The organism is Lentzea sp. NBRC 102530, from assembly GCF_030269365.1.
GTDB lineage: Bacteria > Actinomycetota > Actinomycetes > Mycobacteriales > Pseudonocardiaceae > Lentzea.
In genome coordinates this window covers 338,307-359,868 of record NZ_BSTF01000004.1, presented here as the reverse complement: position 1 = coordinate 359,868, position 21,562 = coordinate 338,307, and the positions used below count along the sequence as shown (strand labels likewise).

The 21,562-nt window shown below is 71.3% G+C and carries 21 protein-coding genes; 17 read left to right on the top strand and 4 right to left on the bottom strand.

The annotated features are described in order from the left end of the window. The first annotated feature begins 55 nt into the window (after positions 1-55). From QSK25_RS13195 to QSK25_RS13185, 3 genes are all read left to right on the top strand, one after another. Positions 56-829, top strand: a complete 774-nt coding sequence (locus QSK25_RS13195; protein ID WP_285638391.1) for an IniB N-terminal domain-containing protein — start codon at positions 56-58, stop codon at positions 827-829. Between the two features lie 75 nt (positions 830-904). Beyond that, on the top strand, positions 905-1,663 hold the full coding sequence (locus QSK25_RS13190; RefSeq protein WP_285638389.1) for an anti-sigma factor: 759 nt from the start codon (positions 905-907) through the stop codon (positions 1,661-1,663). Between the two features lie 43 nt (positions 1,664-1,706). Continuing rightward, positions 1,707-2,096 carry an NAD-binding protein gene (locus QSK25_RS13185; protein WP_285638388.1) on the top strand — a complete coding sequence of 130 codons (390 nt, stop codon included), beginning with the start codon at positions 1,707-1,709 and terminating at the stop codon, positions 2,094-2,096. Between the two features lie 63 nt (positions 2,097-2,159). On the opposite strand, the gene QSK25_RS13180 is transcribed toward QSK25_RS13185, so the two are convergent. Both QSK25_RS13180 and QSK25_RS13175 read right to left on the bottom strand, forming a co-directional pair. After that, positions 2,160-2,807, bottom strand: a complete 648-nt coding sequence (locus QSK25_RS13180; RefSeq protein ID WP_285638386.1) for a fasciclin domain-containing protein — start codon at positions 2,805-2,807, stop codon at positions 2,160-2,162. Positions 2,808-2,985: 178 nt separating this feature from the next. Then, a complete protein-coding gene (locus QSK25_RS13175; protein ID WP_285638384.1) occupies positions 2,986-6,120 on the bottom strand; it encodes an ATP-binding protein in 3,135 nt (1,044 codons plus the stop codon). Positions 6,121-6,225: 105 nt separating this feature from the next. Here QSK25_RS13175 and QSK25_RS13170 point away from each other — a divergent pair, with 105 nt between their 5' ends. The 4 genes from QSK25_RS13170 (at position 6,226) to QSK25_RS13155 (ending at position 10,179) form a co-directional block, all read left to right on the top strand. After that, complete coding sequence (locus QSK25_RS13170; RefSeq protein WP_285638382.1) at positions 6,226-6,717, top strand: Rossmann-fold NAD(P)-binding domain-containing protein; 492 nt, start codon at positions 6,226-6,228, stop codon at positions 6,715-6,717. Between the two features lie 31 nt (positions 6,718-6,748). After that, the gene (locus QSK25_RS13165) at positions 6,749-7,972 is read left to right on the top strand and encodes an MFS transporter (RefSeq protein ID WP_285638380.1); all 1,224 of its coding nucleotides are present in this window, start codon (positions 6,749-6,751) and stop codon (positions 7,970-7,972) included. A gap of 395 nt (positions 7,973-8,367) precedes the next feature. Then, complete coding sequence (locus tag QSK25_RS13160) at positions 8,368-9,486, top strand: IS701 family transposase (RefSeq protein ID WP_285638378.1); 1,119 nt, start codon at positions 8,368-8,370, stop codon at positions 9,484-9,486. A gap of 12 nt (positions 9,487-9,498) precedes the next feature. Beyond that, a complete protein-coding gene (locus tag QSK25_RS13155; protein ID WP_285638376.1) occupies positions 9,499-10,179 on the top strand; it encodes a response regulator transcription factor in 681 nt (226 codons plus the stop codon). Between the two features lie 93 nt (positions 10,180-10,272). On the opposite strand, the gene QSK25_RS13150 is transcribed toward QSK25_RS13155, so the two are convergent. Then, a complete protein-coding gene (locus tag QSK25_RS13150) occupies positions 10,273-11,004 on the bottom strand; it encodes a maleate cis-trans isomerase family protein (protein WP_285638374.1) in 732 nt (243 codons plus the stop codon). 235 nt (positions 11,005-11,239) lie between these two features. On the opposite strand from QSK25_RS13150, the gene QSK25_RS13145 reads away from it, so the two are divergent. The 10 genes from QSK25_RS13145 to QSK25_RS13100 are packed head-to-tail and all read left to right on the top strand — an operon-like array spanning position 11,240 to position 20,730. After that, positions 11,240-12,406 carry a hydroxymethylglutaryl-CoA lyase-like TIM-barrel protein gene (locus tag QSK25_RS13145; RefSeq protein ID WP_285638371.1) on the top strand — a complete coding sequence of 389 codons (1,167 nt, stop codon included), beginning with the start codon at positions 11,240-11,242 and terminating at the stop codon, positions 12,404-12,406. 34 nt (positions 12,407-12,440) lie between these two features. Then, the gene (locus tag QSK25_RS13140; protein ID WP_285638369.1) at positions 12,441-12,626 is read left to right on the top strand and encodes a hypothetical protein; all 186 of its coding nucleotides are present in this window, start codon (positions 12,441-12,443) and stop codon (positions 12,624-12,626) included. After that, positions 12,626-13,477 carry an ATP-grasp domain-containing protein gene (locus QSK25_RS13135; protein ID WP_285638367.1) on the top strand — a complete coding sequence of 284 codons (852 nt, stop codon included), beginning with the start codon at positions 12,626-12,628 and terminating at the stop codon, positions 13,475-13,477. Before QSK25_RS13140 ends, QSK25_RS13135 begins: the two co-directional genes overlap by 1 nt. Further along, a complete protein-coding gene (gene argC, locus QSK25_RS13130; protein ID WP_285638364.1) occupies positions 13,474-14,523 on the top strand; it encodes an N-acetyl-gamma-glutamyl-phosphate reductase in 1,050 nt (349 codons plus the stop codon). The genes QSK25_RS13135 and argC overlap by 4 nt, the downstream gene beginning before the upstream one ends. After that, positions 14,520-15,308 (top strand): amino acid kinase family protein, encoded by a 789-nt coding sequence (locus tag QSK25_RS13125; protein ID WP_285638362.1) that lies wholly within the window; start codon positions 14,520-14,522, stop codon positions 15,306-15,308. Before argC ends, QSK25_RS13125 begins: the two co-directional genes overlap by 4 nt. A gap of 11 nt (positions 15,309-15,319) precedes the next feature. Further along, entirely contained in the window at positions 15,320-15,883 is a 564-nt protein-coding gene (locus QSK25_RS13120; RefSeq protein WP_285638361.1) for a type 1 glutamine amidotransferase, read from the top strand. Between the two features lie 23 nt (positions 15,884-15,906). Further along, positions 15,907-17,016, top strand: coding sequence for a Glu/Leu/Phe/Val dehydrogenase dimerization domain-containing protein (locus QSK25_RS13115; RefSeq protein ID WP_285638360.1), 1,110 nt, complete (start codon positions 15,907-15,909; stop codon positions 17,014-17,016). Beyond that, a complete protein-coding gene (locus tag QSK25_RS13110) occupies positions 17,013-18,578 on the top strand; it encodes an AMP-binding protein (protein ID WP_285638359.1) in 1,566 nt (521 codons plus the stop codon). The genes QSK25_RS13115 and QSK25_RS13110 overlap by 4 nt, the downstream gene beginning before the upstream one ends. Beyond that, a complete protein-coding gene (locus tag QSK25_RS13105) occupies positions 18,578-19,825 on the top strand; it encodes a pyridoxal phosphate-dependent aminotransferase (RefSeq protein WP_285638358.1) in 1,248 nt (415 codons plus the stop codon). Before QSK25_RS13110 ends, QSK25_RS13105 begins: the two co-directional genes overlap by 1 nt. Positions 19,826-19,836: 11 nt before the next feature. Next, on the top strand, positions 19,837-20,730 hold the full coding sequence (locus tag QSK25_RS13100) for a hypothetical protein (RefSeq protein ID WP_285638357.1): 894 nt from the start codon (positions 19,837-19,839) through the stop codon (positions 20,728-20,730). Between the two features lie 118 nt (positions 20,731-20,848). Here the strand turns inward: QSK25_RS13100 and QSK25_RS13095 are convergent, their stop codons facing one another. Beyond that, complete coding sequence (locus QSK25_RS13095; RefSeq protein ID WP_285638356.1) at positions 20,849-21,562, bottom strand: TetR/AcrR family transcriptional regulator; 714 nt, start codon at positions 21,560-21,562, stop codon at positions 20,849-20,851.

Genomic DNA, 21,562 nt, shown 5'->3' with positions numbered 1-21,562 from the left:
GCGTTCTTCGTAACTTTCTGTGGCACAAGCTCAACGACGTGATCTGGAGTTCGACGTGACCCTGCCGCAGACGCTGCACGACTTCACCCTCGGCCTGCTCAGCGACCCCGACGCCCGGTCGGCGTTCCAGCTCGACCCGCAGGGCACGCTCGACGCCGCAGGTCTGGGTGACGTGGCGCCGTCCGACATCCAGGAGCTCCTGCCGCTGGTGCTCGACTTCGCGCCGGTCACCGACCTCGGCGACTTCGGGTCGACGATCTCCGGTCTGGACCTCGACCAGCAGCTCGACCTGATGAGCACGGTGCACGACACCGTCGGTCAGCAGTTCGACGACAACACGGTCTTCGGCGCGGTCTCCGGCCTGACCGCCGCGGTCCACGGCGTCACCAACGGCTTCGACGTGCTCAGCGACCCGACCACCGCGCTCGACGTCGTCGGCGGCACCGAGATCACCGACGTGACCAAGACCGTCACCGACCTCGACGTCACGAACACCGTCGGCGACATCACCAACGGCACCGAACTGCTCGACACCACGCACGTCACCGACGTGGTCGGCGACGTCACCGGCGGCGTGACCGCGGGCGACCTCGGCGTCGAGGACGTGCTGAACGGCGACGTCACCTCGGTCGTCGGCACCGTGACGGGCAACGACCTGTCCCTCGACCACGTCGGCAACGTCACCGACGTCGTGTCCAACGTGGGCAACCTCGGCGACGTGACCGGCGTCGGCCACGTCGGGGACATCGGCACCATCGGCGACGTCACGGGCAACCTGGGCGACGTCAACGTCGGGGGCGTGCTCAACGACCTCGACCTCGGTCTCTGACCCTCCCGCACGACCGAAGGCCGCCCCGACCGCGCCCCGGGGCGGCCTTTCGCGTCGCCGGGTCCGGGCAATCCGATGATCCGACGGCTCCGAACCACGAACGTGAACCGGGCAACGACCAGTGCGATCGACCCGCACCTGCTGACCGGTGCACACGCACTCGACGCGCTGCCCGACGGCGAACGCGGTGAGTTCGAGGCACATCTGGCTCGGTGCCCGGCCTGCGCCGACGAGGCGGCAGGGCTGCGGGAGACCACCGCCCTGCTCGCCAGGGCCGTCAGCCACACCACTCCGACCGCCCTGCGGCCACGGGTGCTCGGCGCCGCCCAGCGCGTGCGGCAGGCACCACCGACGTCGGAGATCACGACGTCTCCCACGCGGCGGCAGGGTTTCCGGCGCGCCGCGGCGCTCATCTCCCTCGCCTGCGCCGCCGCGGCGGTGGTGGCCGGTGTGCACGGCGCGTGGACCACGCCGACCCGCACCTCCCCGGTCACCCCTCCGCGCACTCGGGTCGGTGACCTGCTGGCGGCACCGGATCTGCGGATTGCCACCGCGGGAACCTCGGCGGGCACCGTCGCGGTGTCCCGGCACCGCGACGAGATGCTGTTCCTGGCGGACGACCTGCGCACGTTGCCGGCCGCACTCACGTACCAGTTGTGGCTGGTGGGCGACCAGGGCCCGCGATCGGCCGGGCTGCTGCGACCGACGGGCCCGGCGACCTCGTCGCTGGTGCCGGGGATCGCCGGGGCGCGCGAGGTGATCCTCACGGTCGAGCCCGCGGGGGGATCACCCGGCCCGACGGGCGCACCGGTGCTCACCGTCGTGCTTCGCTGAATCGGACGCAATCCGCGCCGCGCGGCGCACCGAATCGCAGAGCGTGACCGATCACATCCTCGTCATCGGGTACGGCGACGCCGGACGCTGCGCAGTGAACGCGGTGCTGGCCGCGCAGCCGGACGCGCGGCTGACCGTGCTGGACATCGACTACCTCGCGGTCGCCGAGGCGACGGCCAACGGGGCCACCGCGGTCGTCGGCGACGGCCGGGACAGATGCGCGCTCGACGAGGCCTGCGCCGACATCGCCGACCGCGTCATCATCGCGATCCCGGACGACCTCAACGCGTTCCTGATCACCAGAGCGGTGCGGCCGGTGAACCCCGACGCGGTGGTGGTGGCCGTCATCCGCGAACCGGAGAACAGCGCGATCTTCGCGTCCGACGGCACCACCATCGTCCACACGCGACAGCCGGACGACCCGCAGACGTGAAAACTCCGGGAACCGCAACACAGTGCGGTTCCCGGAGTCGCGGTACGGCTACCCCTGGAGATGTCAGGCGGGGAGCAGCACCGAGTCGATCAGGTACACGGTGGCGTTGGCGGTGTGCACGCCGCCGCAGATCACGTTGGCGTCGTTGACCTTCAGCGCGTCCTTGGTGCCGGTGACCTTGACGACGCCGGTCTGGACGGTCTTCTGGTCGCCCACGATCTTGTCGGGCGTGATCTGGCCGGGCACGACGTGGTAGGTCAGGATCTTGGTCAGCAGCGCGTCGTCGGTCTTGAGCTTCTCGATCGTCGCGGCGTCGATCTTCGCGAAGGCGGAGTCGACCGGCGCGAACACGGTGAACTCGGCACCGTTGAGCGTCGAGACGAGGTTGACCTTCGGGTTCAGCTTGCCGGAAACGGCGTCCACCAGCGTCTTGAGCAGCGGGTTGTTGCTCGCCGCGGTGGCCACCGGGTCGGCCGCCATGCCCGCGACGGAGCCGGAACCGGACGGAACCTGCTTCGCGTAGTCGGCACAACCGGGGCCGACGAGGTCCTTGGCCGGGTCTGCCATCGCGGCGGACGAGGTCGTGGTGGGCGCGGCGGCGGTCGAAGAGCTGCCGCTGCTGGCCGTGTCAGCCGAACCGCACGCCGCGCCGAACAGGGCGAGCGAGGCGGCGCCGATGGCCAGGACGGTGTTGCGGACGGACTTGTTCATGACGAGACATCTCCAGGGAGTGTTCGGGCAGTTGCTGATCGTGATTCGGCACCCCGCTGGGAACGGATGGGTCTGGTTATCGACCTGTTACCAACAGATCCGCACATCGCCTTCCACCTGGAGGAACACCGACGGTCCACAGGCGACGATCAACTCGGCCCCACCGCCGGGGAGGGGGTCAGCTCGACAGGGCTTCTTCGACGCTCAGCCCCGCGCCGCGCTCGAACGCCCGCGTGAACGCCTCGTCGCCCAGCGCGGAACGGGCCGCCGCGGTGATGCGGTCCACGTCGCCGCGTTCGGCCGGCGGCAACGGCGCGTCCACGCTGCGGCGCGCGGCATCGGCGGCGCCGAGCAGCACCGCCGCGCGTTCCGGATCCGGGGACGCTCCCGCGAGGCCTTCCAGCGACAACGCCAGCGCGCGCGGTTCGGCCAGTTCGCGGGCCAGTTCCAGGCCGCGCAGGTGGTGCGCGGCGGCGGTGCCGGGGTCGCCGCGCAGTTCGGCGAGGAAGCCGAACTCCGCGCACAGCAGGTGGTCGCCGGCCGGTGAGGAGAGTTCCGCGTGGTCGTCGCGGATGCGGGTGAGGTGGTGCTCGGCGGCGTCGAGGTCGCCGCAGCGGCGGGCGCCCAGGGCGAGGCCCATCTCCGCGTGGATCTGGCCGTAGCTGTAGCCGTGGTCGACGGCGCTGCGGTGGGCGCGCTGGTGCAGGTCGCGGGCGCGGTCCCAGTCGCGGTCGAGCAACGCGAGGCGGCCGAGGCCGGACAGTCGCGCGGCCACTTCCGCCTGCAGGCCGAGCTCCTGCGCGATGGCGAGGCCCTCGTGCTGCAGCCGGGCCGCGTAGGCGTAGTCGCCCTTGATCTCGGCGAGGGTGGCGAGCGGCGGGATGGTCTGCATCTCGCCCCAGCGGTCGCCGAGGTCGCGGAACAGTTCGGCGCTGCGGCGGCCGTCGTGGCCCAGGGCGGCCAGGTCTCCGCGCACCAGGGCGAGCATCGCGCCCAGCCCGAGCGAGGCGGCGACGCCCCACCGGTCGTCCTCGGCGGTGAACCGGGCCAGCGCGCGGGTGTTCATCTCGTGGCTCCGCGCCACGTCGCCCGCGCTGAACAGACCGTAGGCGCAGAGCCAGGAAGCACGCGCGGGCAGGTCGGTCGCGACGGTCGCGGCGTGGTCGCCGTTCAGCAACGCGAACGCGCTGTGCAGCGCGGCCAGTTCGGGTTCCTGCCCGGCGGGCCGGGTGGCCAGCACGGCGGCGAGCGCGCGACGCCCCTCGGTCAGCCTGCCGCGCAGCAACCACCACCACGACAGCGCCTGCACGAGCCGGACGGCCTCGGCCGAGCCACCGGCGTGGTCCAGGGCCGCGCGCAGGTTGCCCGCGTCGGCGTCGAGCCGGGTGAGCCAGACGCGTTGCTCGGCGCCGCGCAGCAACGGTTCGGCGCGTTCGGCCACGGCCAGGTAGTGCCGGAGGTGGCGGTCGCGGGCCGAGGTGAAGTCCGCCATCTCGTGCAGGCGTTCGGTGGCGTAAGCGGAAACGGACTCCAGCAGCCGGTAGCGCCGTCCGGCCGGGCCCTCCGCCACGACCACGAGAGAACGGTCGACCAGCCTCGTGACGAGGTCGAGCACCTCCGCGCGCGTCACGCCGTCGCCCGCGCACACCTCTTCCGCCGCACCGAGATCGCAGCCGTCGCTGGCCACGGCCAGGCGGCGCAGCACGATGCGTTCCGGCGCGCTGAGCAGTTCCCAGCTCCAGTCGATCATCGCGCGCAGCGTCTGCTGCCGGGCAGGGGCACCGCGCTGGCCGAGCGTCAGGATCGAGAACCTGTCGCTCAGCCGCACCGCCAGTTCCCGCACGCCCAACGCGCGCACGCGGGTCGCCGCGAGTTCCAGGGCGAGCGGGATGCCGTCGAGCCGGTGGCAGATCTCGGCGACGGCGGCGAGGTCGGCCGGGTCGCAGTCCTCGAGCCTGGACGGGAATCCGGGCGCGGAGGCGGCGGCCCGCGTGACGAAGAGCCGGTGCGCGTCGTCGCGCGGCAGCGGATCGACGCCGAAGACGCCTTCTCCTGCGAGGCCCAGGGGTTCCTGGCTGGTGACGAGCACCGCCAGGCCGCGGGCGGTGCGCAGCAGCAGGTCGGTGAGTTCGGCGGCCGCGTCGATGACGTGCTCGCAGTTGTCCAGCACCAGCAACGTCCGCCGGTCGCGCAACGCCGTCGCCAGGCGCTGCACGGACGTCGTCGCGCCACCGCCGGAACCCGGCAGAGCCGGTGCGTCGTCCCGGATGCCCAGCACGGCGGCGACGACCTGGGCGAGGTCCGCGACCGCGGCCGATCGCAGGCCCGCGAACTCGACGAACCACACGCCGTCCGGGAACTCCTCGGGCCGCAACAACGCTTCCTGCGCCGCGGCGGCGACGGCGAGGCTGGACTTGCCGACACCGCCGGGCCCGGTGAGCGTCACGAGCCGGGCAGCCGACCGCAGTTCCGCCAGCCGCGCCAAGGACTTCTCCCTGCCGACGAGGGGCGTCAGGGCGTTGGGCAGGTTCGTCTGCACCGGCCGGGCGACCACCTCCGCCGCGTTCTCCCGGGGCGCTCCCAGTTCGGCGTCCTGACGCAGCACCGCCTGGTGCAACGCGCGCAGCTCGGGGCTCGGGTCGATGCCCAGCTCCTCGGCCAGCCGGGCGCGCAGGTCCTCGTACGACGTGAGCGCCTCGCTCTGCCGCCCGGTGAGGTACAACGCCCGCATCTGCACGGCCCGCAGGCTTTCCCGCAGCGGGTGCGCCGCCACGACGGACGCGAGTTCGCCGACCGCGAGCGCGTGGTCACCGGCCTCGAGCCGCGCCTTCGCCTGCTCCTCCACGACCGACAGCCGCAGCTCGGTGAGCCGGTGGGCGGCCGACCGCACGAACTCCTCGTCCGCGAAGTCCGCGAAAGCCGCGCCACGCCACAGGTCCAGCGCTTCGGTGAGCAACGAGGCCCGTGCCGAGGGGTCCACTGTGGACCGGGCGCGCGCGACGAGATCGCGGAACCGCGCCGCGTCCAGGTCCAGGGCTCCGTCGAGCCGCAGCAGGTACCCCGGCGGCTGCCGGACGATCCGGTCCCTGCCGAGGATGCGGCGCAGCTGGGAGATCTTCGCCTGCAACGCCCCGGCGGGCTTGCCGGGCGGGTGGTCGCCCCACAGGTGGTGGATGAGGGTGTCCGCGGCCACCGGGTCGCCGTCCTGCGCGACCAGCGCCGCGAGCAACGCCCGCACCTTGAGCTCCGGAACGGTGACCGGCTCCCCCTCCTCGTCCCACACCGCGAGCGGGCCGAGCACCCCGAACCGCATGCACCACTCCCCTGATGTCACGTCGTGATCGACCGTAAGCCGATCGTAAGCGAGTCCGAAGCCCCTCCCGGCACGGTGGCCCAACACGTGGGAGGGAGGGAACGCATGACGAAGTACGCGGGCACACGCGCCGCGGTCGTCGTGGCGGCCGGCGACATCAGCCTCGCCATCGCCAAGCGACTCGCCGAGGGTGGCGCGCGGGTCGTGCTGACCGCGGACACCGAGGCCGGGCGCGCGGAGGCACGGGCCGAGGTGGGGTCGGCGGCGCAGGCCGTCGCCCCGGCGGAGATCGCGACCGCCCTCGAAGGCCAGCGCATCGACTTCCTGTTCACCGACGCGGTGGCGGGCACGTCACCGCTGCTGCCGCACCTGCACGACGGCGGTGCGGTCGTGCTGACCACGCCCACGCCGGCCGAGACCGTCCTGGCCCTGGTCGGCACGCTCGCCGACCGCCGCATCCGCGTCAACGCGGTGGCCCCGGTCGCCAGCCGGGGCCGTGCCGAGGAGGTGGCGCGCGTCGCGCTCTTCCTCGCCACCGAGGCGACGTGCACCACCGGCGCCCACGTCCCCGTCGACGGTGGCCTGAACCACCGATGATCACGTCCGCAGGAGAACCGGAGCAAGCCACATGAGCGCAACACCAGAAACCACTTACGGCACGGGTTCCGTGCCAGCAGCGGGGACGGACGGACAGCGGCTGCCCCTGTTCGCCCTGCTGTCCCTCGCCACCGCCGTGTTCATCACGAGCCTCACCGAGACGTTGCCCGCGGGCCTGCTGCCGGCCATGAGCGGTTCGCTCGGCGTGAGCGAGTCCGCGACCGGCCAGACCGTCACGATCTACGCCCTCGGCACGGTGCTGACCGCGATCCCGCTGTCGTCGATGACGGCGGGCTGGCGGCGCAAGAAGCTGCTGCTCACCTCGATGGCGGGCTTCGCGGTGGCCAACACGGTCACGGCCGTGTCGTCGATCTACAGCGTGACGATGGTGGCCAGGTTCGTCGCCGGTGTCGCCGCCGGTCTCGCGTGGGCGTTGCTCGCGGGCTACGCGCGGCGCATGGTCGCCACCCACCTGCAGGGCCGGGCGATCGCGATCGCCATGGCCGGCATTCCGGTGGCCCTGTGCCTCGGCGTGCCCGCAGGCACGTTCCTCGGCCAGGTCGCGGGCTGGCGCACGGCGTTCTGGTCGATGACCGTGCTGACGGTGGTCCTGCTCGTCTGGATCGTCGCGGCGGTGCCGGACTACCCCGGCTCGAAGGCCGGCGAACGGCCGAGGATGCTGGCCACGCTGAAGGTTCCCGGTGTGACGCCGGTGCTGTTCGTGACGCTCGTCTTCGTGCTGGCGCACACGATCCTGTACGCCTACATCGCGTCGTTCCTCGCGGGCCTCGGCATGGGTGAGCAGACCGGCCTGGTGCTGCTGATCTTCGGCATCGCCTCGATCGTGAGCATCTGGCTCGTCGGCGCCCAGATCCACCGCAGGCTGCGGGCGTTCTCGATCGCGAGCGCGTTGCTCGTCGCCGTCGCGGCGCTGTTGCTCGCGACGATCGCGAACGACCCGGTGCTCGTCTACGTCGCCGCGGCGCTGTGGGGCCTCGGCTGGGGTGGCGTGCCGACGCTGCTGCAGACCGCGGCGGGCGACGCCGGCGGCGAGTCGGCGGACGCGGCGCAGGCGATGCTCGTCACGTTGTGGAACGTCGCGATGGCCGGTGGCGGTGTGATCGGCGGCCTGCTGCTCGATTTGAGCGGCAGCGGTTCGTTCCCGTGGACGGTGCTGGTGCTCGTGTTGCCAGTACTCGGCGTAATCGTCGCCGCGAGCAAGCACGGTTTCCCGGCACAGCGCACCACCGCCTGATAAGAGCACGTCAGCACCACTCCGGTAACCGCCGCCGAAAGCCGCACGATTGCGCGGCTTTCGGCGGTTGTTGTCGTCGCAATGCCGGATGCATCTCACATACCGGCAGTTATCTCACCCATTACGACCAACACGTGGACACCGCGTGAACGACCGTTCGTTCGAAGCGTTTCCGCAGGTCAAACGGCGAAATGGCAAAGTAACGATAGATACATGAGGACTGCGGCGTCGCCCGGTACTGTGAAGTCGTACTGACGCGCTCGCGCCGGACGTTCGCGCGAGCGACATCCGCCTGAGTGAGCACGTCATATGTCGTCGTGGGGGGTCTGCGTCACATGCCGGTAAGCCAGTCGAACGAGGTTGTCTTAGACGAGAACTTGCGCCTGCAAGATTTCGTGGACCGAGTATTCGAGTCTCTCACCCGGGCGGAACAACGGCGTTGGGCCCGCACTTACCTCAGAGGTCTCGTCCACGGGAATGGCAGGCGAACACCCAGGGGCCTCGCGCGCGCCGAGCAGCTCCCGGCGGCCGCCGCGAACGGCCTGCACCAGTTCATCAACGGCAGTCCCTGGGACTGGGAACCGGTGCGGCGCAACCTAGCCCGGCAGATCGCCGCGGGCACGACGCCGTACGCGTGGACGACGGCCGAGCTGATCATCCCCAAGCGGGGCCAGCACTCGGTGGGCGTGCACCAGCACGTGGCCGCCGGCACCGACCGCCCCGTCAACTGCCAGCGCTCCCTCGGGTTCTTCCTCGCCACGGACGCGGGCAGCTTCCCGGTGGGCTGGAGCCTCGTGCTGCGCGGTGTCTGGGAGTCCGACCACGAGCGCCGTGACCGCGCGCGCATCCCGGCGACGGAGTACGGCCACCCCGTCGCCTCCCACGTCATGGACTTCGCGGACAGCGCCGCCGCGGACCCGGCCTTGCCCGACGTGCCGTGGGCGCTCGACCTCGTGCGCTGCGAGGACGCCACCGGGGTGCTCGCGGGCCTGGTCCGGCGCGGCCTCGACTTCGCGTGCGAGGTCGACCAGAGCCAGCCGCTCGTCACCGGACGTCCCGGCGCACCCGCCGTCGTCACCGTCGGCGAACTCATGGAGTCCCGGCTCGGGCAACGCGCCCACCTGCTGACACCGCCGTCGGGTCACCGCGGGTCCGCGGCCGTGAAGGTCTACGCGAAACAGGCGAGGCTGCCGCTCTTCGGCGCCGCCGACGAACGCTCGCGCACCGTCCGCGTGCTGGAGTGGCCGAACCAGAACCGGGGCCAGCCCAGCCGCTACTGGATCACCAGCTGCACCAGCAGCCGGGTCGGCAAGGTCCTCTCGCTCGCCCGCGCCAGGATCGCCGCGCTCGCCACCATCGCCGAACTCCAGGAGCACTTCGGCGCGCTGGACTTCGAGGGCCGCTCGTTCCCCGGCTGGCACCACCACATGACGATGGCCTCCGCCGCCTACGCCTACCGCACCCTGCCGTCCCCGTCGTGCGCACCGCTCGTGCTGTCCGGAACCGCGTGCTGAGGGGCCTGGACGATGAAGAACATCCTCGTGGTGGAACAGGACGGCCCGGCGGCGGACTCGGTCGTGTCCGAACTGCGCAGGCAGGGTTACGCGGCCAGGAGCGTGCACGCGGGCAGGCAGGTGCTGGAGGCGTGCCGCGACGCCGACCTGGTGCTGCTGTCGCTCGACCTGACCGATGTGGACGGTCTGGAGGTGTGCCGCTCGTTGCGCGCGGTCAGCAACGTCCCGCTCATCGCCCGCACCCATCGCGACGACGAGCTCGAACGCGTGCTGGCCCTGCGGGAGGGCGCGGACGACTGCGTGGCGAAGACGTGGGGCATGCGGGAGCTGCGGGCCCGCATCGAGGCGGTGCTGCGGCGGTCGCGGTGCGGCAAGGCGGAACCCGAGACGATCTCGATCGAACCGCTGCGCATCGACCAGCGCACCCGTGAAGTGCGCCTGCACGACCAACGGGTCGACGTCACGTCGAAGGAGTTCGAGCTGCTCTACGCCCTGGCCGCGAACCCGGAGACGGTGGTGTCGCGCAAGCAGCTGATGGCGAGCGTGTGGGGCACGAACTGGGCGAGTTCGAGCCGCACGATCGACACGCACGTCAGCAGCCTGCGGGCGAAGCTCGGCTCGAACCGGTGGATCATCACCGTGCGCGGGGTCGGGTACCGGCTGGGACACGCGCGCACGGTCGCCGCGGGCTGACGGTCGGCGGATGAGTCTGAGGCCCGGCTCATCGAGGCGCCGGGCACTCACCACCTGTCAGCACCGCCGTCACCCGCTACCGGCACCCGGCCGTCACACCGGCTGACGTCCCAGCCTGCGCAGCAGTGGATGTTCCTGTCCCGCACCCACTTCCCGCGTGGCCCACCACGCCGAGGCGAGGTTCGAGGTCAGCAACGTGCGGCCGGCGTCCGCGCGGGCGAGCTCCGTCAACGCCGCCAGCGTCCCCATCCCCGTTCCGGTGCACAGCAACGCGCTGTCCGCCGCGAAGTCCCGGTTCCGCACCCGCTCCAGCACGGCGCCGGCCGTGACCCGGTACGGGTCGAACACGTCGCCCTCGGCCGGCACCAGGACCACGTCGTCCACCACGAGCCCGGCCTCCTCCCAGAACGCGCGGGACGTGTCGGTGAGCCACGGCTGGTACGGCGACACGAGCGTCAGGCGGGTCACGCCCAACGCCTCGCAGGCCGAGAGGATCGCCTGGGTCGACGACCGCACCGGAAATCCCGCGCGCACGGACAGTTCTTCGCAGAACTCGCGATCGCCGTCGGGACCGAGCAGGTAGTGCGACGCGCTGCACGCCACGACAGCGGCGTCGAGCCTCATCTCCCCGAAGCCGTCGAGGGTCTCGGGAAGCACGTCGTTGTAGGTCTCCAGCATTTCCCGCAACCCCACTCCGGGGGTGTTCGGGAAACGAGCGGCGTACACGTTCGCCGTCGTGCCGATGAGGTGGTTGAACTCCGGTTCGGCGGTGGGGTTCTCCGGTGGAACGACGACCCCTACCCGTGGCATCGAGAAAAGATCCATGTCAGCACCGTAGGACTCACGTCACGGTGCCCGGCGGCCGCGCGCGCAGATTTGACGCTCGCTTCAGCACCTCTCCACACTTCTTCCCGGACCTGACATTTCTTTGCATTCCATGACGCGTTCCTTGCGTGGACCTCCTTGCCCGGCTCTCGCCAGGTGCAGCAAGGTGATCAAGGCAATCGAAGTTGTATTCGCCTCCGATTCGAAGCGAAACATTCGGAAGGAGCAGAACGCGATGTCGGAAACGGCCGTCACAAACGTCTCGACCCTGGCGGAGTCGCCAGCACTCCCCCACATCTCCGACGCCACTTTGCGGGATTCCGCGCACATGGCCGGAGTCGAGTTCGGCCCGCGGGACGCGGCGGTGATCGCGGACCTCCTCGTGCGAACCGGTGTCGACCTCGTCGAGGTCGGCATGGTGTCCGGTCCGGGCTCGAAGGACGCGGATCTCATCGAGGCCGTGCACGAGGCCGTCGGGCCGAACCGCAGCATGACGCTGGTCGTCGTGCGCGACCGCCAGCAGGTCACGCAGGCGTTGGACGAGGCGGAACGCCTGGGCGTGCACCACGTCATGTACTCCATCCCCACCTCGGCGGAGCACGCCGCGCTGAAGCTCGGCTCGCCCAGCCTCAAGTTCCTGCAGACGCTCGCGCGCTCGGCCATCACGCAGGCCAAGGACCGCGGCTTCCACGTGACGTTCAGCGGCGAGGACGGGGCCCGCACCCCGGCCGAGCGGCTCGTTCCGTACGTGGCGGACGGCTTCGCGGCGGGCGCCGACCGGTTCCGGCTCGCCGAGACCGTCGCCTACCTCTCGCCGTGGCAGATGGAGGACGTGATCGGCGGCCTCACCGCGATCGAGGGCTCCGAGATCGAGATCCACTCGCACAACATGCTGGGCATGGCGGTCGCGAACTCGCTCGCCGCCCTGCGCGCCGGCGCGAAGTGGATCTCCGCGACGGTCGGCGGCATCGGGGAACGCGGCGGCAACGCGCCCCTCGCGGAACTGCTGACGTCACTGCGGATCGTGCACGGCGACACGCGGTTCGACCTGTCGCACCTCACCGAGCTGTCCCGGGTGGCGCTGAAGGGCGCCGGGCTCGGCGAGGCGTTCCAGTCCGGTCCGACGACGCCGCACGCGTTCGCGTACGAGCTCCCCGGCCAGCTCACCAACCCCGAGGCCTACGAGACGCTGCCCGCCGAGGTCGTCGGCAACGTCCGTGAACTGCGCGTCCGCACCCGGCTCACGCCCGCGCTCGTCCGGTGGGCGCTCGCCGAGACCGGGCTGACCGTCGACGTCGGCGCCTTCACGCCGTGGCTCGCCGAACGCCAGGAACGCGCAGGCGCCCCGCTGCTCGACCGCGACGCGATCGGCAAGGCCGCCGTCGACTTCCTGGCCCAGTGAAAACCCGCCGCACCAACGAAAACGGAGTCACGTCATGACCGCTCCCACCCTGTCCGGTGTCTGCCCCGAGTGCGAGACCGACCTGACCGTGCCGCCGATCGTCGAGGGCGAGACGCTGTCGTGCCCCGAGTGCCTGCTGACGTTGCGCGTCGAGGGCGTCGTCGACGGTCAGCTGACGCTGCAGATGGTCCAGGTCCAGCTCCGCGACTGGGGCCAGTGATGGGCGGGCGGATCGCGATCGTCGCCGACCGGGTCGGCTGGGAGGAACGCCGGTTGATGGCGGCGGCTCCCGGTTTCGGCCTGGAGGTCGACTGGATCAACGACGAGTCGCTGTGCCTCGGCGACCCGGACGCGCCCTCGCTCGCGGGCTACGACGTGGCGATGGTGCGCAGCCGCAGCTACACCCGCGGCGGCCTGATCGCCACGCTCGCCGAGGCGGCCGGGGTGCACACCCTCAACTCCGCCAGGGCGATACACGCCTGCGAGAACAAGGCCGTGCTGCGCGTGGTGCTGGCCGCCGCGGGCATCCCGGTGTCGGACTTCCGGCTCGTGCTGTCCCGCAAGGACTTCGAGAAGGCGCTGGCCGAACTCCCGCTGCCGCTGGTGTTCAAGCCCGTCTTCGGTGGCATGGGCAAGCGGGTCACGCTGATCCGCGACTCCGACGTGGCGCAGTCCGTCTACGACTACGTCGAGGACCTCGGGCACGCGTTCGAGCAGGCCTGCCTGCTGGAGCCCTACATCGGCGGCGGCACGTCGGTGCGCTGCCTCGTCGTCGGGCGGGAACTGGTGGGAGCGGCCGAGTTCAGCAGCGGCGGCACGGACTGGCGCAACAACGCGGCGCTGGGCAACAACCACCGGGCCGTCGCGCACGACCCCGACGTCCTCAAGATCGTCGACGGCGTGGTGGGCGTGCTCGGCGAGGGCATCTACGGCGTCGACCTGTTCCGCACCGGCGGCGGCTACGTCGTGAACGAGGTCAACCACGCGCCCGCGTTCCGGGCCGTGGCCTCCGCGACGGGCGCCGACGTCGAGTCGGCCATCGGCGCTCACCTCAAGGAGCTCACGCAATGATCAGGGCAGGTGTCATCGGCGCCTCCGGGCTCGCCGGTGGCGAACTCATCAGGCTGATCGCCGGGCACCCGGAGCTGGAGCTGACGTTCCTCGGCGGGTCCGGGAGCATCGGCAGACGGCCGGCGGAACTGCACCCCGGGCTGCGGCTCGACCTCGGGGTGACCGTGCAGCCCGTCACCGAGGACGTCGACGCCGACGTCGTCTTCCTCTCGACGCCCGCGCCGGTGTCGGCCGAGCTGGCCGCGCTGCTGGCGGACCGGGTGCCGGTCGTGGTCGACCTCAGCGGGGCGTTCCGCATCCGCACCCCCGAACTGCACGACCGCTGGTACCCCAAGGTGCGCCGGCGCGCCGACCTGGCGGAGCGGTTCGTCTACGGCGTGCCGGAACTGCTCGGCGACCGGCTCGCGGACGCGTCGCTGATCTCGTTGCCCGGCTGCTACGCCACGGCGCTGACGCTCGGCCTGGCACCGCTCACGATGAGCCTCGGCCTGAACCTCAGGACCGTGGTCGTGGACGGGAAGAGCGGGTCGAGCGGTGGCGGTGCGTCGCTGCGCACGGCCGACCTGCACCCGTACCGCAACAGTGCCATCACACCGTACGCCCCAACCGGGCACCGGCACGCGGCCGAGGTGCGGGACTTCCTGCGGCACAACGGTTCCGGTGACATCGGCTCGCTCAGCATGTCCGCGTACGGCGTCTCGCACGTGCGCGGCCTGCTCACCAGTTCGTACGTGTTCCCCGAGCAGGACGTCGACCAGCGCGAGCTGCACCGGGCGTACCTGCGGTTCTACAAGGGACACCGGTTCGTCCGGGTGCGCCGGCACGACGAGACGCTGATCCCGGTGCCGGACCCGCACGCCGTGCTGGGGTCCAACTTCTGCGACGTGACGGTGCTCCTGGACGAGGAGGAACGCCGGATCGTCGTCCTCTCCGCGCTGGACAACCTCGTCAAAGGCGCTGCGGGGCAAGCGATCCAGGTCACGAACAAGCGGTTCGGCCTGCCGGAGGAGACGGGACTGACGGCGCAGCCGCTGATGCCCGCATGAGCGCCACGCCGACCGTCGTGAAGCTCGGCGGCAGCTGCCTCGACGGCCTCGACGGCTCGTGGTGGGACGACCTCGCCGCGCACGGCAGGAGCACGCCGCTCGTCCTCGTGCACGGGTGGTCGAAGCCGCTGAAGCGGCTGAGCGAACGCGAGGGCAAGCGGCTGGAGATCCTGCGCGACCGCTACGGCAACCAGAGCCGCTGGACGACGCCCGAGGTCATCGAGGACATCAAGACCGTCAGCGCGGAGATCGCGGGCGAGGTGATCAGCCGGCTGGAGCGGCGCGGCATCACCGTCGAACGGTTGCTCGGCAGCGACGGCCTGGTCAGCGCGGGCGCGGGCGAACGCTGGTGGTGGCGCGAGAAGCAGTTGGTGGAGCTGGACAACCTGGTCGGCCCGATCACCGGCGTCGACCCGGCCTCGTTCAAGAACCTCCAGCCGGGCCACGCCCACGTCGTCACGCCGCTCGCCCGCAACGCCGCGGGCCAGGAGGTCAACACCGACGGCGACCGGGCCGCGGCGGCGATCGCGGGCGGGCTCGGCGCCACCGACCTCGTGCTCGTCACGGACGTCGCGCACCTGCTCGTCGACGGCGAGCCGGTGCGGCGGATCTCGGCGAAGGCCGCGGCGGCGTTCCGCGACAACGGCGCGACCGGCGGGATGCGCAAGAAGCTGCGCGCCGCGGGCGAGGCGCTGGAGCGGGACGTGGCACGGGTCGTCATCGGCAGCGCGCCCGTCACGGACCTGCTCGCCGACCGCACCGGAACCACCATCACGCGACTGTGAGGAGCAGGCAAGTGGCGCGACCCCGCGTGCTAGTCGTCAACAACGGAACCCTGTCGCTCAAGCAGTTGCGCGCGCGGTTCGAGCAGCTCGGCTCGGACACCGAGGCCGTGGCCGCCACCGACGTCCCGTCCAGCGTGGAGGGCCGGTACCAGGCGGTCGTGCTGAGCGGCACGAAGGTGCGGGCCTACGACACCGAGTTCTACCGGCCGCTGATCGACCTCGTCACGACCGCTTCCGTGCCGGTCTTCGGGATCTGCGGTGGCATGCAGATCATCGCGGTCGCGGCGGGCGGTGAGCTCGCGGACGGGCCGCAGCGCGTCGGCGGGTTCGAGGTGCAGGTGGACAAGACCGAGCCGATCTTCACGCACGTGAAGCCGACCGTGACGGTGTTCCACCGGCACACCCTGTACCTCCAGGCGGCACCTCCGGGGTTCCGTTCGATCGGGCACTCGGAGCACGCGCCGGTGGAGTTCCTGCGCTCCGACGACGGCCGGGTCTTCGGCGCGCAGGCGCACCTGGAGTTCCGTTCCGACGGCCTGGAAATCCTGCGCGGCTTCGCGCAGCTCTACTCGTGAACCACGCAGACAAGGACTGGACGATGAGCGTTGCGGAGCAGCCCGCTTTCACCGTGCACCTGAACGGCAGCGGCGGCGACATCAAGGGATGGGTGGTGGTCGACTCCCTGGTCGACGGGCTCGCGATGGGCGGGACCCGGATGACCGCCGGGGTCACCGAGGAGGAGGTCGCGGGCCTCGCCCGCGACATGACCGAGAAGTTCACGCTGGCCGGGCTGCGGATCGGCGGTGCGAAGGCCGGCGTCGTCGCGACCGGTGCCGACCGCGAGACGACCTTCCGCACGTTCGGGCGGACCGTGAAACCGTTGCTGCACGGCGGCATCCACCTCGGCATCGACATGGGTGTGACGCCGGGCGACCGCGCGGTGTTCTTCGCCGAGTCCGGCTACGACCCGCGGCACCGCACCGGCGTGCCCGACATGCCGATCGACTGGGACACCTACTACAACCCGCTGATCGACGCGACGGGGCACGGCGTCGGGGTCGCCGCCGTGACCGCGCTGGAGGCGAGCGGGCGCACCGGGTCGTCGCGCGTGGTCGTGCAGGGCTTCGGCGCGGTGGGCCGGGCGGTGGCGCGGTTCCTGGAGGAACGCGGGCACGTGGTCGTGGGCGTCGCGGACGTGCTCGGCACGGTGAGCGCCGACCGCTTGCCGGTCGGCGACCTCGTGGCGATCACCGACGAGTTCGGCGGCATCGACCGGTCCAGGTTGCCTTCCCACGTCAAGGTTTCCGACGAACCGGACGCCTGGCTCGACGTCGACGCGGACGTCCTCGTGCTGGCGGCGCAGAAGCACGCGCTGAACGCCGAGAACGCGCACCGGCTGCGGGCGGGTCTCGTCGTGGAGGGCGCGAACATCGCGTCCAGTGTGGAGGCCAAGGAGAAGGTGGCCGCGTCCGGTGCCGTGCTGGTGCCGGGTGTGATCGCCAACATCGGCGGCGCCGGGTCCGCCGCGCTCGCCGTGACGCGCGTCGTCCCGTTCGAGCTGCCGGCGCAGGCCCGCAAGGACTGGGTGTTCGGCTGGATCAGCGACCGGGTGGCGCGCAACACGCGGGACCTGCTGGAGATCGCCGCCGCGCGCGCCGGCGACCCGTTGCCGGAACTGCTCGCGGTGCGCAGGCAGGAGCGCGGATGAGCACGCCCAGGAGTGCTGATCTCGCCGCCGAGTACCGCGGGCTCGGCTGGTGGCGCGAGGAGACGTTCCTCGACGACCTGCGCGCACAAGCCCGCGAGCGCCCGCACAAGCTCGCGATCGCGGGCCGGCGCGTGACGGAGTCCCGCACCGACACGCTCGACTACGCCGAACTGGCCGAGCTGACCGACCGGTTCGCGGGCGCGTTGCTCTCGCTCGGCGTGCGGCGGGGTGACGTGGTGGCCGTGCAGCTCCCGAACCGGTGGGAGGTGGTGCCGCTGATCTTCGCCTGCATGGCCGTCGGCGCGGTGATCTGCCCGATCTCCCCCATCTGCCCGGAACCCGAGCTGCGGCACCGCCTCGCACTCACCGGGGCGCCGGTGTTCATCGGCCTGACGGCGGAGATCGGCGACCGGCTGCGCGACGAGCTGTCCACTTTGGAGCACGTGCTGGAGGTGGACGGCACCCGGTCGTTCCACTCGCGGTTCGTGGCCGTGGACCACGACTTCTCGCTGGAGGGGCTCGCGGTCGGCGCGGACGACCCGTTCCTGGTGCTGTTCACGTCGGGTACGACCGGCGCGGCCAAGGGCGTGCTGCACAGCCCGAACACGGTCCACGCGGCGGTGCGCGGCTACGTCGACGCCTACGGGCTGGACGACACGTGGGTCGCGGCGGTCTCCACCCCGTTGATCCACTACTCGGGGTTCGCCCAGGGGGTGCTGGCCGGGGTGATGCTCGGCGGCACCGTGGCGTTCCAGGACGTGCGCCGCAACGAGGTGCTGCTGGACCTCGTCGAACGCTACGGCGCCACGTTGCTCTACGGCCCGCCCGCCACCGTGGCGGACGTGGTCGAGGCGCAACGGGACGAGAAGCGCGCCACGCCGACGTTGCGGCACGTCGTGATCGGCTCGGCTCCGGTGCTCGGCTCGCTGGTCGACGACGTGCGCGAGCACCTCGGGGCGCGCACGTACTCGTTGTGGGGCATGTCGGAGATGGGTCCGGTGACCATGACCCGGCCCTCGGCCGCCGCGGACCGGGCGGCGTTCAGCAACGGCGTGGCCATCGACTCCATGCAGCTCCGCATCGATCTGTCCGCTGTGGACGGTGAGAGTGGCGTCGGCCGGCTGCGGGTGCGGGGTGCGGCGCTGGCGCTCGGCTACTACGGACGTGAGGAGGTCTTCGCGGCGCAGTTCGACGCGGACGGCTGGTTCGACACCGGCGACCTCGCCCGGCACGACGGGCACGGCGGCATCCGCATCATCGGGCGGGCCAGTGACGCGATCCTGCGCGACGGCCAGGTGGCACCGATGACCGAACTGGAAGCGGTGATCGGCTCCCATCCTCGGGTTCTCGAGGCCGCACTGGTCGGACTCGACTCGGTGATCTGCGCGGTGGTGGTGCCGCGCGGTGCCGGGCCTTCTCTGGACGAGGTGCGTGCGCACCTGGTGGACGCCGGGCAGGACTTTCTGCCGGACCGGCTGGAGCTGGTGTCCGCGTTGCCGAAGACCCTGACCGGCAAGGTGCGCAAGGCCGAACTGCGCTCCCGGTACCTCGGGGAGCGCTGATGGCCGAGGTCGTGGCGATGTCGGCGACGTTGGCCGCGGACGCCGACATCGCCCGCCGGCAGGCGGCCGGCGAACAGGTGCTCTCGATGGCCAGCGGCGAGATCGGCCTGCCGGTGCTGCCGGAGCTGCGTGCGCGACTGGCGGCTTCGGCCGGGTCGAACGCCTACGGGCCCGTGGAAGGCAGTTCGGCTTTGCGTTCCGCTGCTGCCGGGTACTGGGAGCGGCGTGGACTCGACGCCGATCCGGATCTGGTCGTTGCCGGGCCCGGCAGCAAATCGTTGCTGTTCGCGGTGTTGCTGGCTCTCGGCGGTGACGTGGTCGTGCCGGTGCCCGGGTGGGTGAGTTATCCGTCCCAGGCCCTGCTGGCCGGGGTGCGGCCCATTCCGGTGGCCGTGAGCGAAGGCGGCGTGCCCGATCCCGAACTGGTGCGGTCGGCGGTGATCACGGCGCGGGCGGCGGGGCAGAACCCGCGCGCTGTCGTGGTCACCGTGCCGGACAACCCCTCCGGCTCGGTGGCGTCCGAACTGACGGTGCGGCGATTGGCGGCCGTGTGCCGGGAGCTGGACCTCTTCATCGTGTCGGACGAGATCTACTGCGATCTCGTGTTCGGCTCACCCGCCGTGTCTCCTGCTTCCGTTGCGCCGGAACGCACAGTTGTCACCACGGGGCTCACCAAGAACCTCGCGGTCGGCGGGTGGCGGACCGGTGTGGTGCGGCTGCCGAACCGTGAACTGCACTCGCGGCTCGTGTCCGTGGCCAGCCAGATCTGGTCCAGTGCGCCCGCTCCGGTGCAGGCGGCGGCCGCCTACGCGTTCTCCGAACCGGCCGAGGTCGTGGAACGGGTGGCGGCCGGCCGCCGGTTGCACTTCGCGGTCGCTTCGGCGGTCGCCGCACGTTTCGCCGCGGCCGGGGCCTTGCTCGCCCCCGTTCGCGCCACCTGTTACCTCTACCCGGACTTCGAACCGTTGCGGGAACACCTGGCTCTGGTGCACAACGTGCACGGCTGTGAACACCTCGCCGCCTGGTTCGGCCGGGCCGGAATCGGGCTGCTCGCCGGGTCGGCGTTCGGTGAACCCACCGAGGTGCTGCGGATCCGTGCCGCCACCAGCCGGCTCTACGGCTCGACCGAGGAGCAGCAGGTCGCCGCGTTGTCGTCCGACGATCCCCTGCGGCTGCCCTGGATCCGTGCCGCCGTCGAGCGGATCGACGACGTCCTGTCCGGTCTCACCGTGCCCGACTCTCTCTAGGAGGAACCTCCATGTCCGTGCTCTTCGAGGCCGTCTACGAGGGCCACCGCCACGTGGGCTTCGACCGCGGGCCCGTCGTGGACCTGTACCGGGTGGAAGACGGCCAGGTGGCTGCGGCCTTCGTCGCCGCCAACGGTTCTGTGACCGCGCTGCGGGCTTCGCTCACCGAGGGTGCCGCCACGGTCCCGGTGCCGCTCGACGACCCGGGGCTCCGGTTCCTGCCGCCGTTGCTGCCCGCGGCCAGTGGCAAGGCGTTGCTCAGCGGGTTCATGGGCACCCACCGGAAGAAGTGGGACGGCAAGACGTTCGCCGAGGGGGACGAGTTCGTGCCGCCCCGGTGGTTCTTCAAGGGGTTCGGTGACTGGGCCAGGCTGCCCGGCGAGCCGCTGGTCGTGCCGGCGGAGCCCGTGGCGTTGATCGAGGAGCCCGAGGTGGTCCTGGTCTACGTCAACGACTCCGAGGGGTATCCGCACTACGCCGGGTACACGTTCGGGAACGACCTGTGCGACATCGGGTTGCACCGCAAGGACAACGGCTACAACCCCTACTGCAAGTTGTGCGACACGGCTGTCGCGCCGTGGCTGTTCCTGGACGCGCCGCCGCGGACGGTGACCGGTCGCGTGACGATCGTCCGGGACGGGGCGGCGGTGTGGGAGGGGCCGTTCGACTGCGGGGCCGACGCCCTGTACTACCGGGTGCAGGACATGGTGGACCACCTGTTCGGGTTCCCCGCGGTGCGGCGGCCGGGACTGGTCAACTACGTGCTGCTGGGGGCGGATGAAGCCAGCTTCCACGACGGGTTCCGGATCGCTGACGGGGACCGGATCGACATCGACGTGAAGAGCCACGACGTGGCGATCTCCAACGAGGTCCGGTTCGTGGGGCCGGTTCCGCTGGCACGTTGAGTCGCGTTCCGGCGGGGTCGTGCGGACCTTGACGGGCCGGGGTGTTCCATCGCCGCCGATGCGTCGACGGGGAGTGGGGCCCCCGGCCTCTCGCCCCGGATCGGGCGCCTTCTGCCTCTCACTGCTGTCCTTGTCTCGCCCTCGTGCTCGCGATGGTGTCGAGCACGGCTGTCCGCGCCTCGTCGAGAAGCCGAAGACCTTCCGCCGCAACCGCTTCGACGTCGTGCTGCTCTGCGGAGGGCGAGCCGAGCAGCGCGTCCACGGTGGCGGCCAGCACCTCAGGGCTGGACACGTCACCAGGGGCTGCCGCACCGTCGAGCTCGACGAACCCCGCCAGGACCGCCTGCAGCGCGTACGCCTGTTCCCGCACAACCCAGTCGGTGCGGGCCATGCCGTGCGCACGCCACACGGGCAGCACCACCCGCAGCATCGCACCGAAGCCGAACCTGGAGAGCAGGTCCTGTGCGTTGTGGTGCTCGGTCAGCACGCCGAGGACATCGGTGTCGCCGTACTGGATGGCTCGGATGAAGGGGTGCTCGCGGGCGCTCTGCTGGAGCATCACGCAGAACCTCCGCGGTAGCACCACACCAGGATCCTCGGTGAACGCCACGATGAACCCGTCGATCTCAGCGAGGAAATCCCGGGCGCACAGTCCGAGGACGAGGTCCTCTTTGGTCGCCCAGTACAGGTAGATCGTGCCCTTTCCGACGTGGGCCTTCTCGGCGATCTCCGCGATCGAGACCCCCTTGGCCCCGCGTTTGAGGACGAGTTCCCGGGCTACCGCGAGGATGCGAGCAGCCTTGGGTGACTCGTGTTCGACCAGTGCTTCCAT

Excerpts from the sequence above, each read along its gene's own strand:
- QSK25_RS13190 (WP_285638389.1), top strand. The coding sequence starts at position 905 with ATGATCCGACGGCTCCGAACCACGAACGTGAACCGGGCAACGACCAGT.
- QSK25_RS13180 (WP_285638386.1), bottom strand. The coding sequence starts at position 2,807 with ATGAACAAGTCCGTCCGCAACACCGTCCTGGCCATCGGCGCCGCCTCG.
- QSK25_RS13175 (WP_285638384.1), bottom strand. The coding sequence starts at position 6,120 with ATGCGGTTCGGGGTGCTCGGCCCGCTCGCGGTGTGGGACGAGGAGGGG.
- QSK25_RS13170 (WP_285638382.1), top strand. The coding sequence starts at position 6,226 with ATGACGAAGTACGCGGGCACACGCGCCGCGGTCGTCGTGGCGGCCGGC.
- QSK25_RS13165 (WP_285638380.1), top strand. The coding sequence starts at position 6,749 with ATGAGCGCAACACCAGAAACCACTTACGGCACGGGTTCCGTGCCAGCA.
- QSK25_RS13155 (WP_285638376.1), top strand. The coding sequence starts at position 9,499 with ATGAAGAACATCCTCGTGGTGGAACAGGACGGCCCGGCGGCGGACTCG.
- QSK25_RS13150 (WP_285638374.1), bottom strand. The coding sequence starts at position 11,004 with ATGGATCTTTTCTCGATGCCACGGGTAGGGGTCGTCGTTCCACCGGAG.
- QSK25_RS13145 (WP_285638371.1), top strand. The coding sequence starts at position 11,240 with ATGTCGGAAACGGCCGTCACAAACGTCTCGACCCTGGCGGAGTCGCCA.
- QSK25_RS13140 (WP_285638369.1), top strand. The coding sequence starts at position 12,441 with ATGACCGCTCCCACCCTGTCCGGTGTCTGCCCCGAGTGCGAGACCGAC.
- QSK25_RS13135 (WP_285638367.1), top strand. The coding sequence starts at position 12,626 with ATGGGCGGGCGGATCGCGATCGTCGCCGACCGGGTCGGCTGGGAGGAA.
- argC (WP_285638364.1), top strand. The coding sequence starts at position 13,474 with ATGATCAGGGCAGGTGTCATCGGCGCCTCCGGGCTCGCCGGTGGCGAA.
- QSK25_RS13125 (WP_285638362.1), top strand. The coding sequence starts at position 14,520 with ATGAGCGCCACGCCGACCGTCGTGAAGCTCGGCGGCAGCTGCCTCGAC.
- QSK25_RS13115 (WP_285638360.1), top strand. The coding sequence starts at position 15,907 with ATGAGCGTTGCGGAGCAGCCCGCTTTCACCGTGCACCTGAACGGCAGC.
- QSK25_RS13110 (WP_285638359.1), top strand. The coding sequence starts at position 17,013 with ATGAGCACGCCCAGGAGTGCTGATCTCGCCGCCGAGTACCGCGGGCTC.
- QSK25_RS13105 (WP_285638358.1), top strand. The coding sequence starts at position 18,578 with ATGGCCGAGGTCGTGGCGATGTCGGCGACGTTGGCCGCGGACGCCGAC.
- QSK25_RS13100 (WP_285638357.1), top strand. The coding sequence starts at position 19,837 with ATGTCCGTGCTCTTCGAGGCCGTCTACGAGGGCCACCGCCACGTGGGC.
- QSK25_RS13095 (WP_285638356.1), bottom strand. The coding sequence starts at position 21,562 with ATGGAAGCACTGGTCGAACACGAGTCACCCAAGGCTGCTCGCATCCTC.